Consider the following 12,770-nt stretch of genomic DNA (forward strand, 5'->3'; position numbering starts at 1 on the left):
GCGATGCCGAAGTCGGTGAGCAGCGGGTGCATCTGCCCGCCGTTCTGCAGGAGGAGGACGTTGGCCGGCTTCAGGTCGCGGTGGACGACGCCGTCGGCGTGGCTCGCGGCGAGGGCGTCGGCGATCTGCGCGGTGAGCAGGGCGGCGGCGACGGGCGTGAAGGGGCCGTTCTCGCGGAGGTAGCGGTGCAGGTCGGGGCCTTCGACGAGGTCCATGACCAGGGCCAGCAGATCGCCCTCGACGACCAGGTCACGGACCCGGACGATGTTGGGGTGGGTGAGCCGCAGGAGTACGGAGCGCTCCCGCAGGAAGCGCATCACGATGTCGGGGTCGCTCGCGAGTTCTTCCTTGAGGACCTTGATCGCCACGGTTTCGCCGGGCTGGCCGGCCACGGCCGCCTCGGCGCCCGCGGTCTCGCGCTGGCGGGCTCGCCAGACGGTGCCCGTGGCGCCGCGTCCGAGCGGCTCCTCGAGCAGGTACTTGCTGCCGACTGGCCGCACGTCACGCGCTCCCTGCTGCTTGCTTGCCTCTGTTCCGGCCCACTGTAGTGCCGCGCCCCCGGCAGCGGGCTGTCCTCTTCCTATGGTCCTTCCGTACGCCCTTACGTACGGTTACGCGCCCCTCCCCGTACATGTTCGAAGGAAAGACGCTCGCCTCGGTCCGTTGGTTGCCGAAGGGCGGACGTGACCGATCTCAAGTGGTCATCCGTAAGCCATCGGTCAGGCACTTTTACGGGCAGAGCCGACCAATCAAGATCACTTGTCCCTCGGTGGCGGGCACATTGTCGGTGACAGGTGCGAGGATGCCTGGAGTACTGGCCGACGTGCTCGTGTGGGGTGGGGGAAAGTCCGCGCCCGGGCAGAAGGGACCGCTGACGGCGATGCAGATCCGGCTGACCGTCGTAGACCCGCAGGGCCCGCCCGGGGACACGCGGGGCCGAGCCGCGAGCTGCGACGTGCTGGTCACGGCGCCCGCCGGCACCGCCCTGGCCGCGGTGGCGTCCGCTCTGGCCGCGGCGGTCTCCGGGGAGGGGGGCACTGCTCCGTCCGGAGGAGCCCAGCCCGTGCTGTACGCGGGAGCGCAGCGGCTCGACACCCAGCGCTGCACCCTCGGCGAACCCCCTCTGATCGACGGCGCCGTGCTCTGTCTGGGCGCCCCGGCCGACCCCGAGCCGCATCCGGAGGTCGACGACGCCCCGGCCCGGCTGCACGTGGTCGCGGGGCCGGACGCGGGCGGGGTGCACCTGCTGCACGGCGGCCAGATCCGCGTCGGCCGCTCCGCCGACGCCGACGTCCCGATCGACGACCCGGACGTCTCCCGCCTGCACTGCGCGGTGACGCTCTCCGCCGACGGCCGGGTCACGGTCGCCGACCTCGGCTCCACCAACGGCACCACCCTCGACGGCACCCGCGTGCAGAGCCGCCCGCTCCGGTTCACGCCGGGCGCCCTGCTGCGGGTCGGCGAGTCGGCCCTGCGGCTGGCGCCGCCCGGCGGCCTGGGCGCGCGGGTGGCCACGACCCCCGACGGGGAGGGACACGTCCGGGTGCCGTCCGCGAGCCCGGAACCCGAGGCCACCGCCCCCGCGGATGTGCCCCACGCGCGCGTGAGCGGCGACGACACCCCGTCCGCCCCCACCGGCCACGCCTACGGCACGGTCGACTGGCGCGGCTCCGCGCCCACCCGCGGCGAGCACGCGCAGGCGTCCCTGGTGCCGGGCCAGGGCGGCGCGCCGCCCATCGAGAGCCACGGCGCGACCCACGGCGGCCGCTCGGGCCTCGGTTCCTTCGCCGAGCCGTCCTTCACCGAGCCGTCCTCCAGCGGCCAGCCCTTCGGCGGCCCGTCCGAGGCCCGCGGCCCGCACCAGCCCGCCGTGGACGAGGACGGCGGCGGCAGCTCCCGCAAGGGCACGCCCCTGCGCGGCACCGAGGTCCCCCAGAACCTGCGCAGGCGGGGCGGCCTGTCCGCCTGGGCCCGCCGGCTGGCCCAAGGGCGCGGCGGCCCCCAGGAGACGGACGATCCCGAGGCCTACGACGAACAGGTGACCGAGGCCGAGTGGGAGCCGCCCGCCGGGGTGCCGTCCGCCCCGGACACCTGGCCGGACCCGGCCGCCCTGCTGCTGACCGCGCTCGGTCCGGGCCCGCGCCTGTGGGAGCGCCGGCCGGGCCACCCCGAGACGCTCACGGTCCGGCTGGGCACCGCCGACCGGGCGGCGCCCGACGGGTCGCTGCTGCCGGCCGTGCCGGTGACCGCGGGCCTGCGCGAGGTCGGCGCCCTGGGCCTGGCCGGACCGCGCCCGAGGCTGGCCGGGCTGGCTCGCGCCGTGCTGGCGCAGCTCGCCGCGCTGCACTCCCCCGACCTGCTGGAGATCGTCCTGATCAGCACGGACCGGGCCCGTTCCGAGGAGGAGCGGGTCGCCGAGTGGTCCTGGCTGGGCTGGCTGCCGCAGCTGCGGCCGGGGCACGGGCAGGACTGCCGTCTCCTCCTCGCGCACGACCGCGACCAGGCCACCGCCCGCACCGACGAACTGCTGCGCCGTCTGGAGGACCGTCTGACGGACGGCGCGGCGGCACCGGCACCCGTGCCGGCCCCCGGCACAGCTCACCGCCCGTCGTGGGCGGTGGCGGAGGACGCCGGGGACGGCTTCCCCGGCCCGTACACGGTCCTCGTCGTGGACGGCGACCCCGGCGGTGCCGACCTGCGCGAGGCGACGGCCCGACTGGCGACGGCCGGCCCGCGGGCCGGGATCCATGTCGTCTGCCTGGCCGAGACGCCCGCCGCCTCCCCCGCCGCGCCGGTGACCGACGTGTACGAGGCGGCCTGCGCGGCGGCGCCCACCTTCCGCACGTGCGGGGCCGTGGCGCTGCTCAGCGGCGATGTGGCGACCGCGCTGCGGCTGCTGCGGGTCGCCCCGGCCGGGTCGGAGTCCGAGCGGCCCGGCCCGGTGGGTCATGGCACGGTCGGCGCCGTCGACGCGGTCTCCGCCGCCTGGGCGCAGCGCTTCGCGCGGGCCCTGGCACCCCTGCGCCCCGAGATCGCTCCGGGCGGCGACCGCCCCGCGCGCGTGTCCGCCCCGCTGCCCCAGTCGGCCCGTCTCCTCGACGAGCTGGGCCTGGCGCGCGCGACCCCGGCCTCCCTGATGGCCCGCTGGGCCGACGCGGGCGACGACACCGAGGCGCTCGGCGGCCGGGTCTCGGCCGTGCTGGGCGCGGGCCCGCGCGGCCCCGTCGGCGTGGACCTGTCCGCCGAGGGCCCCCATCTGCTGATCGAGGGCCCGCCCGGCAGCGGGCGTACGGAGCTGCTGCGGGCGGTCGTCGCCTCGCTGGCCGCCGCCGAGCGCCCCGACCGGCTCGGCATCGTCCTGCTGGACGGCAGGGACACCGTCGGCAAGGCGGGCGGTCACGGCGAAGGCCTGCGGGTCTGCACGGACGTACCGCATGTCACCACGCATCTCACCGCCAACGACCCGGTCCGGATGCGGGAGTTCGCTCAGTCGCTGAGCGCCGAGCTGAAGCGGCGGGCCGAGCTGCTCGGGCGGTCGGACTTCGCCGAGTGGCACACGCACCGCGCGGTGTCCGGCCGTATCGTGCCGCAGCGCCAGCCGGTCGGCGGGGGCAGCGGCGCCGCCGACCTCGACGCCCCGCCCAGTTCCACCCTGCGGCTGCGCCCCGGCGCGGCGGCCCGCCGGCGGACGGAGGCGCCCCCGCCGCTGCCCCGCCTGGTCGTCGTGGTGGACGACCTGGACGCCCTGGTCTCCCCGGCGCTCGGCTCGCCCGGCCGTCCCGCCGCGGGTTCGGTGATGCGTGCGCTGGAGGCGGTGGCCCGCGAGGGCGAGCGGCTCGGCGTGCACCTGGTGGCCGCGACCGGTCCGGGGGGCCGTACGGCGGATTCGGAGCCCTCTCGGCGGGCCGCGCTGCGGGTCGCCCTCGAAGCCCCCGGCGCGGGCGCGGACGAACCGGCCCCCGGCCGCGGCCGGCTCCGGGGCGTGGACGGCCGCCTCACCCCGTTCCAGGGCGGGCGGGTGACGGGCCGTATCCCGCGCACCGCGACCCTGCGCCCCACGGTCGTCCCCCTGGAGTGGCAGCGCATGGGCGATCCGCCGACCCGCAGACCCGTCCGTGAACTGGGCAACGGCCCCACCGACCTCGCCCTCCTGGCCAGCGCCCTGGAGCGGGCGGCCCGCGAGGTCTCGGCGGCGGAGGTGCCGTCGCTGTTGTAGGCGGGCCGCACGACCGGCCCGTCCGGAGGAGTTTGAGAAGGGCGTTACGACGCGGTCACGATCGCCCGCTTGACACCGCATGCGCACTTGCCGACCCCTCGCACCCGGCGTAGACCAGTGCCACGGGACAGCGCTCGACGTTCGACGAGGAACGAAGAACGGGGCAGTGATGCGCAGCACGAGCAACACCATCCGGACACGCAGCACCGTGAAGGCTGCCGCCACGGTCCTCGCGGGAGCCCTCGCGCTCTCGCTCACCGCGTGCGGCAGCGACGACGACAAGAGCGGCGGAGACGAGACCACCGGCACGAAGGCGTCCGGCGACGCCCTGACCCTCCCGAAGCTGGACGGCACGACGCTGGAGGTCGCGGCCGTCTGGACGGGCCCGGAACAGGCCAACTTCAAGAAGGTGCTGGCCGAGTTCGAGAAACGCACCGGCGCGAAGGTCACCTTCGTACCGGCGCAGGACCCGATCATCAACTTCCTCGGGTCGAAGATCGCGGGCGGTCAGCCCCCGGACGTGGCGATGCTGCCGCAGCCGGGCGCCATCAAGCAGGCCGTGGACAAGAAGTGGGCCAAGCCGCTGGGCCCCGAGGCCCTCAAGGAGCTGCAGAAGAACTACTCGCAGGGCTGGCAGGACATCGGCAAGGTCGGCTCGGAGCAGTACGGCGTCTACTACAAGGCGGCCAACAAGTCGCTGATCTGGTACAACGCCAAGGTCTTCGAGAACGCGGGCGCGAGCGAGCCCAAGACGTGGGACGAACTGCTGGCGACGGCCCAGACGGTCTACGACTCCGGCGTCACCCCCTTCTCGATTCCGGGCGCGGACGGCTGGCCGCTGACCGACTGGTTCGAGAACGTGTACCTCTCCCAGGCGGGCCCGGAGAAGTACGACCAGCTGGCCAGGCACGAGATCAAGTGGACGGACCCCTCCGTGAAGGAGGCGCTGACCACGCTCGCGCAGATCTGGGGCAAGAAGGACTACGTGGCGGGCGGCGCCGACGGCGCCTTGCAGACGCAGTTCCCGAACGCCGTCACCCAGACCTTCACCGGCGGTGACCAGCCCAAGGCCGCGATGGTCTACGAGGGCGACTTCGTGCAGGTCAACATCGCGCAGACGGACGCGAAGGTGGGCACGGACGCGAAGGTGTTCCCGTTCCCGAAGGTCGGCGACACCGCGCCGGTGGTCTCCGGCGGTGACGCGGCGGTCATCCTGAAGGACTCCCAGGGCGCGCAGGCGCTGGCGACCTTCCTCGCCTCGCCGGACGCGGCGGAGATCCAGGCGAAGCTGGGCGGTTATCTCTCGCCGAACAAGAACGTCGACCCGGCGGCGTACCCGAACGACGTGCAGCGCAGAATCGCCGAGGCGCTGGTCGCGGCGGGCGACGACTTCCGTTTCGACATGTCCGACCAGGCCCCGCAGGCCTTCGGCGGTACGCCGGGCAAGGGCGAGTGGAAGGACCTCCAGGACTTCCTGAAGAACCCGACGGACGTGGCCGGCATCCAGGCGAAGCTGGAGTCGGACGCGGCAGCGGCGTACGGGAACTGAGCCGGTCATGGCATCGGCCGGTGCGGCGGGGGCTCCCGGAGCCCCCGCCCCTCCTCGTGTCCGCAGAAGCGTGACCGGCACCCGCAGGACGGTGGCGGCACTGTTCCTGCTGCCCGCCCTGGTGCTGCTGGGCGCGCTCGTGGTCTACCCGATCGGGTACTCGGTCGTGCGCAGTTTCTACGACCAGTCCGGCGACGGATTCGCCGGACTCGACAACTACAAGGCCCTCTTCACCGACGACGGCATCCGCACGGCGCTGAAGAACAACGTCCTGTGGGTGGTGTTCGCGCCGACCGTGGCGACCGCGCTCGGGCTGATCTTCGCGGTGCTGACCGAACGGATCCGCTGGGGCACGGCGTTCAAGCTGGTCGTCTTCATGCCGATGGCGATCTCGATGCTCGCCGCCGGCATCATCTTCCGGCTGGTCTACGACCAGGACCCGGACAAGGGTGTCGCCAACGCGGTGTGGGTCGGGGTGCACGACACGTTCGCGCAGTCGTCGGCGTTCCCCAAGGCCCACCCGGGCCGCCAGTCTCCGCTGGAGGCCGCGCAGGGCGGCGCCTTCCTCACCAGGGAACCGGTCCGCGCGGGCGACCCGGTCTCCCTCCCGCTGGTCGGCGTGCCCCCGGACCAGATGCCCGGCAGCGCGGAGAAGGCCGCGCCGGCCCCGGCCGAGCCGGGCAAGGTCACCGGCACGACCTGGCAGGACTTCACCCGCGGCAAGGGCGTCGGCACGCTCGGCGCCCCCGACCCGTCCGAACTGGGCTACGCGGGGATGCGGATCGAGGCGGTCAAGGACGGCAAGGTCGTGGCCTCGACGACCGCGGCAGGTGACGGCACCTTCACGCTGCCCGAAGCCGCCGACGGGGCACAGCTGCGGCTGCCCGCGAGCAACTTCAAGGAGGCTTACAACGGCCTGGACTGGCTCGGCCCTTCGCTGGTCACACCGGCCATCATCGGGTCGTACATCTGGATGTGGGCGGGCTTCGCCATGGTGCTGATCGCGGCCGGGCTCGCGAGCGTGCCGCGGGAACTGCTGGAGGCGGCCCGGGTGGACGGGGCGAACGAGTGGCAGGTGTTCCGCAGGGTCACCGTGCCGCTGCTCGCACCGGTCCTCGCGGTGGTCACCGTCACCCTGATGATCAACGTGCTGAAGGTGTTCGACCTGGTCTTCATCATCGCCCCCGGCTCCTCCCAGGACGACGCGAACGTGCTCGCCCTGGAGCTGTACCGCAAGGGCTTCTCCGAGGACCAGCCGGGCATCGCCAGCGCCATCGCGGTGTTCCTGCTGCTGCTGGTGATCCCGGTGATGTGGTTCAACGTACGCAGGCTGCGGCGGGAGGTGCGGCGATGACCAACCCTGTCAAGGCCGAGCGGTCCCTCGGCGGGCGGATCGTGGAGAAGCTGGGCGGGGGTGCCGTCCGGGTCTTCCTGATCCTGGTCGGGCTGTTCTGGCTGGTGCCGACGATCGGTCTGCTGATCTCCTCGCTGCGCTCCCCGGAGGACATGAGCGCGAGCGGCTGGTGGAAGGTGTTCGCGGAGCCGTCCCAGCTCACCGTGGACAGCTACCAGAAGCTGCTGGAGAACGGCGACATCACCAACTCCCTGTTCAACACGGTGCTGATCACCGTCCCGGCGACGGTCCTGGTCGTCGTCATCGGCTCGCTCGCCGGATACGCGTTCGCCTGGATGGAGTTCCCGGGCCGCGACTGGTGGTTCCTGGCCGTGGTGGGCCTGCTGGTGGTGCCCGTACAGGTGGCGCTGATCCCGATCGCCGAACTGTTCGGCAAGGTCGGCCTGTTCGGGTCGGTCCTCGGGGTGATCCTCTTCCATGTGGGCTTCGGTCTGCCCTTCGCGGTGTTCCTGCTGCGGAACTTCTTCGCGGAGATCCCGCGCGAGCTGCTGGAGGCGGCCCGGCTGGACGGCGCCGGTGAGCTGCGCCTGTTCACCCGGGTCGTGATGCCGCTGGGCGGGCCCGCGATCGCGAGCCTCGGCATCTTCCAGTTCCTGTGGGTGTGGAACGACATGCTGGTGGCACTGGTGTTCACCAACGCCGACAGCCAGCCGATCACGGTCGCCCTGCAGACACAGGTACGGCAGTTCGGCAACAACATCGACGTGCTGGCACCCGGCGCGTTCATCTCGATGGTGGTCCCGCTGGCCGTGTTCTTCGCGTTCCAGCGGCAGTTCGTGTCCGGCGTGATGGCCGGCGCGGTCAAGTAGGCGGTACGGCAAGGGGGGTGGGTGTCATCGGCCCGCCCCCCTCCGTTCACCCGGTGTCCCCCGGATGCCGTAGACGAACGTAACCAAGTCACTCCATCGGCCGTTGCCCGGACCAGGCCCTGTCGTCCGCGCCGACCCATGGATGTCCCTTGCCCAGGTTCAGTGTCATCGTCCCCGCGTACAAGGTTCAGGCGTACCTGCACGAGTGCCTCGAATCCGTGCTGTCCCAGTCGTACACCGATCTCGAACTGATCGCCGTCGACGACGGTTCGCCGGACGCCTGCGGCGAGATCATCGACGAGTTCGCGGCCCGCGATCCACGGGTGAGGGCCCTGCACCTGCCGGAGAACGCCGGTCTGGGCCCCGCGCGCAACGCGGGCCTCGCCCAGGCCACCGGCGACTACCTGCTGTTCCTGGACTCCGACGACACGCTCACCCCGGACGCGCTGCGCGCGATCGCCGACCGGCTGAAGGACACCGGTGAGCCCGACGTCCTGGTGTACGACTACGCGACCGCGTTCTGGACGGGTGAGACCGAGCGCCACCGGTTCGCCGGTCAGCTCACCGAGCGGGGCCCGGCACCCTTCCGGCTGAAGGACCGGCCGGGGCTGCTGCGGGTGCTGATGGTCGCCTGGAACAAGGCCTACCGGCGGGACTTCGTCGAGAACACCGGCCTGACCTTCCCGCCCGGCTACTACGAGGACACCCCCTGGACCTACCCGGCGCTGATGACCGCCGGGTCGATCGCGACGCTGGACCGCGTCTGCGTGCACTACCGGCGGCGCCGCGGCGGCAACATCCTCTCCACCACCAGCCGCCGCCACTTCGACGTCCTCGACCAGTACGACCGGGTGTTCGCGTTCATCGACCGGCGGCCCGAACTCGCCCACTGGCGGCCCGTGTTGTTCCGCCGCATGGTCGACCACCTCACGACGGTGTTCACCCGGCCGGACCGGCTGCCGCGCGGCGCGCGCGGCGAGTTCCTGCGCCGGGCCCGCGCCCACTACCGCCGTTACCGCACGCCCGGCGCGCCCGTCCCGCTGCGCTCCCGGCTGCGCCACGGCCTCGTCCACCTCGGCCTGCACCGCACCTACCGGGCGCTCCAGGCGGCCATCGCCCTGCGCCGCCGCACGAGCGGGGTCGCCGCGAAACTCGCCCGCGCCCTCAGGGCCGCCTGCCTCCAGGCCCACTACCGGATCCAGCTGCGCCTGCCGCTGCGTGCCGACCGGGCCGTCTTCGCCGCCTACTGGGGCCGCGGCCACGGCTGCAACCCGGGCGCGCTGGAGAGCGCGCTGCGCGCCCTCGCCCCGCAGATGCGCACCGCGTGGATCGCCCGCCCCGAGCACCGGCACGACATTCCGCCCGGCCCACGCCCGCTGCGCCCCGGCACCGCCGCCTACTGGACGGCGCTGGCCCGCTCCAAGTACCTGGTGAACAACGTCAACTTCGACCGCCGACTGGTCAAACGCCCCGGCCAGGTCTTCGTGCAGACCCAGCACGGCACCCCGCTCAAGCACATGGGCCTCGACCTCCAGGAACGGCCCGCGGCGGCCCGCGACATGGACTTCGCGGAACTCCTCAGGGGCATCGACAAGTGGGACTACGTCCTGTCCGCCAACCGCCACACCACCCTCACCTGGGAACGCGTCTACCCCGGCGGCTACACCACGCTGGAGTACGGCTACCCCCGCAACGACGTGTTCCAGCGGGCCACCGCCGAGGACGTGGCCCGGCTGCGCGAGGAGCTGGGCATCCCGCGCGACACGGTGGCGATCCTGTACGCCCCCACCCACCGCGACTACCGCCGCACCCAGCACGCCGCCCTCGACCTGGAACGGTTCCTGGACCGGCTGGGCCCGCGCTTCGTGATCCTGGCCCGCGCCCACCACTGGCAGCCCGCCGCACCGATCGCCGACGGCCGGGTCATCGACGTCAGCAGCCACCCGAGCGTGGAGTCCCTCTGCCTGGCCTCGGACGCCCTGGTCACCGACTACTCGTCGATCATGTTCGACTACGCCGGCCTGGACCGCCCGATCGTCGTCCACGCCGAGGACTGGGAGGCCTACGAGGCGGCCCGCGGCACCTATTTCGACGTGCGCACCTTCCCGCCGGGCGCGGTCGCCCGCAGCGAGGACGAACTGATCGACATCTTCGCGACCGGCCACTGGCGCGGCTCCCGTTCGGCCCAGCTGCGCGCCGCGTTCCGCGAGCGGTTCTGCCCCCACGACGACGGACGCGCCGCCGAGCGCGTCGTACGGCGGGTCGTGCTGGGCGAGACGGACGTGCCACCCGTCGTGCCGCTCGCGGAGCGCCGTCCCGTGCCGTCGGTGGCGGCGACGCACCCGCGCCCCGCACTGGCCACCGTGCCGCAGCCCTCGGGTCCCCGCGTCACCAGCCACTAGGGAGCCCGCAGCCACCGGGGACCCCGCGTCATCACCTGCCCGAACCCCCGCGTGAACCCCGCCGGAACCCGACCGAGCCAGACACAGAAAGAGCAGAATGCCCCGCTTCAGCATCATCGTTCCGTCCCATGGGGTCGCCGGCCGGCTGTCCCTGGCGCTGGACTCCGTCCTCGGCCAGTCCTTCGGCGACTTCGAGCTGATCCCGGTCTGCGACGCGCCCGACGCCCCGGCCGGTGCCCTCGCCGCCGGGTACGCCGGGCGGGATAGCCGGGTGACCCCGGTGTTCTCGCCTCCGTCAGCGGGACTCGCGGGGGCGCGCGACACCGGGATGCGGGCGGCGACCGGCGCGTATCTGCTGTTCCTCGACGGTGACGACACCCTCGTGCCGGGCGCGCTGACGGCGCTGGAAGCCCGGCTGGCCGAGACGGGCGAGGTCGACGTCCTGTACGCCGAGCACGAGCGGACCCCGTGGTGGGAGGGCGAGCCGGCCAACCCCGCGGCCCCGCTGCTCGCCAAGGCGCCCAAGGGTGCCTTCGCACCCGCCGAGGCCCCCGAGATCACCGGCGTGCGGCTGCCCGTGTGGAGCGCGGCCTACCGGCACGGCTTCCTCACCGCGCACGAACTCACCTTCCCCGCCGGCCACTTCACGGACCTCGGCTTCGGCGGCCTGGTCACCGTGCACGCCGAACGGGTCGCGGTCCTGCGCTCCGTCGTCGTACGGCATCTGCTGCGGCGGCAGGGCAGCCGGCTCAACCTGCCGGGCGAGCACCACGCCGACCTGCTGGAACAGGCCGACCTGGTGCTGGCCGGGGCGGCCGGACGCGGCTTCACCGGTGACCTGTTCGGCCAGCTCTTCGCCGCCGTGCTGAAGACGGCCGCGCACCCGGCCCGGCTGCCCGCCGCCGCCCGCCGGGCGTTCTTCCGCCGGGCTGCGGCGCTGTACCGGCGCCACCGGCCGGCCGGGTTCCGCAGGCCGGGCGGGAGCCTGGGCGTCCAGCACCGGCTGCTGGCCGCGGGGGCGTACACGGCGTTCCGCGCGCTGCGGGGAGCCAACCGGAGGCTGTCGGCCGCCGCCGAGCGGATCCCGCGCCCCCGCGGGCTGCGCACCCGCCTGTACTACCGGCTGCAACTGCGCCGCCCCATCGACCCCCACCTCGCGGTGTACTGCGCGTACTGGGGCAGGGGTTACGCGTGCAGTCCCGCCGCCATCCACGCCAAGGCCGCCGAACTCGCCCCGCACATCCGCTCGGTGTTCCTCGTCGAGCCCGACCAGGCGCACGCGGTGCCGCCGGGCGTCGACCACGCCGTGATCGGCAGCCGCCGGGCCTGGCGGGTGCTCGCGCGCGCCAAGTACCTCGTCAACAACGCCAACTTCGCGGAGGGCGTCGTCAAGCGGGAGGGCAGCGTGCACGTGCAGACGCAGCACGGCACCCCGCTGAAGAAGATGGGCGTCGACCAGTCGACGTACCCGGTGGTGGCGGCGGCCACCGGCAGCTTCACCAAGCTGCTCGGCCGCGTCGACCGGTGGGACTACAACCTGTCCTCCAACACCCACTCCACCCAGATGTGGGAGCGCGCCTTCCCCGGCTCCTACGAGCAGTTGGAGTACGGCTATCCGCGCAACGACGTCTTCTGCACGGCGACCGCCGAGGACGTCGCCCGCGTCCGGCGAGAGCTGGGCGTCCCGGAGGGCAGCACGGCCGTCCTGTACGCGCCGACCCACCGCGACCACCGCACCGGCTTCGACGTGGGTCTGGACCTGGAGGCGTTCTGCGAGGCGGCCGGGGACGACGTCGTCGTGCTGCTGCGGGCGCACTACTTCTACGACCGGGGCGTACGCCGGGGCTCCGGCCGGATCATCGACGTGACCGCGCACCGCTCCTCCGAGGACGTGTGCTTGGCCGCCGACGCCCTGATCACCGACTACTCGTCGATCATGTTCGACTACGCCAACCTGGACCGCCCGATCGTCGTGTACGCCGACGACTGGGACGTCTACACCGAGACGCGGGGCGTGTACTTCGACCTGCTGGCGGCCCCGCCGGGACCGGTCGCCCGGACACCCGGGGAACTGGCCCGCGTCTTCGCCGACGGCTCGTACGCCTCGGCCGCCTCCCGGTCGCTCAGAAACATCTTCCGGGCCCGTTTCTGCCAGTTCGACGACGGCCGGGGCGACCGGTCCCGGCGGGGCCGCCAGCAGGTCGAAGTACACGCCCCGCGTCTCGGTGTAGACGTCCCAGTCGTCGGCGTACACGACGATCGGGCGGTCCAGGTTGGCGTAGTCGAACATGATCGACGAGTAGTCGGTGATCAGGGCGTCGGCGGCCAAGCACACGTCCTCGGAGGAGCGGTGCGCGGTCACGTCGATGATCCGGCCGGA

At 73.2% G+C, this 12,770-nt stretch carries 6 protein-coding genes and 2 pseudogenes; 6 read left to right on the forward strand and 2 right to left on the reverse strand.

Annotation, left to right across the window (positions count from 1 at the left end; translation table 11 throughout):
- Positions 1-500: serine/threonine-protein kinase (locus BZL64_RS32470; protein ID WP_143663370.1), on the reverse strand; the 500-nt coding region annotated here is incomplete at its 3' end.
- A gap of 380 nt (positions 501-880) precedes the next feature.
- Between BZL64_RS32470 and BZL64_RS32475 the strand changes: the two genes are divergently transcribed.
- From BZL64_RS32475 to BZL64_RS32500, 6 genes and pseudogenes are all read left to right on the forward strand, one after another.
- The gene (locus BZL64_RS32475) at positions 881-4,216 is read left to right on the forward strand and encodes an FHA domain-containing protein (RefSeq protein WP_086772704.1); all 3,336 of its coding nucleotides are present in this window, start codon (positions 881-883) and stop codon (positions 4,214-4,216) included.
- A gap of 169 nt (positions 4,217-4,385) precedes the next feature.
- On the forward strand, positions 4,386-5,765 hold the full coding sequence (locus BZL64_RS32480; protein WP_086772705.1) for an ABC transporter substrate-binding protein: 1,380 nt from the start codon (positions 4,386-4,388) through the stop codon (positions 5,763-5,765).
- Between the two features lie 70 nt (positions 5,766-5,835).
- The gene (locus BZL64_RS32485; protein WP_086772706.1) at positions 5,836-7,119 is read left to right on the forward strand and encodes a carbohydrate ABC transporter permease; all 1,284 of its coding nucleotides are present in this window, start codon (positions 5,836-5,838) and stop codon (positions 7,117-7,119) included.
- Positions 7,116-7,988: a carbohydrate ABC transporter permease gene (locus BZL64_RS32490; protein ID WP_086772707.1), complete on the forward strand. Its 873-nt coding sequence runs from the start codon at positions 7,116-7,118 to the stop codon at positions 7,986-7,988. The genes BZL64_RS32485 and BZL64_RS32490 overlap by 4 nt, the downstream gene beginning before the upstream one ends.
- 149 nt (positions 7,989-8,137) lie before the next feature.
- Positions 8,138-10,390: a bifunctional glycosyltransferase/CDP-glycerol:glycerophosphate glycerophosphotransferase gene (locus BZL64_RS32495; protein ID WP_086772708.1), complete on the forward strand. Its 2,253-nt coding sequence runs from the start codon at positions 8,138-8,140 to the stop codon at positions 10,388-10,390.
- A gap of 97 nt (positions 10,391-10,487) precedes the next feature.
- A pseudogene (locus BZL64_RS32500) lies at positions 10,488-12,560 on the forward strand (bifunctional glycosyltransferase family 2 protein/CDP-glycerol:glycerophosphate glycerophosphotransferase); the annotation flags it as partial.
- 36 nt (positions 12,561-12,596) lie between these two features.
- Here the strand turns inward: BZL64_RS32500 and BZL64_RS41530 are convergent.
- Positions 12,597-12,752, reverse strand: a pseudogene (locus BZL64_RS41530) (CDP-glycerol glycerophosphotransferase family protein); the annotation flags it as partial.
- Between the last annotated feature and the right edge of the window lie 18 nt (positions 12,753-12,770).

This window comes from Streptomyces bobili (assembly GCF_002154575.1).
Taxonomy (GTDB): Bacteria; Actinomycetota; Actinomycetes; order Streptomycetales; family Streptomycetaceae; genus Streptomyces; species Streptomyces bobili.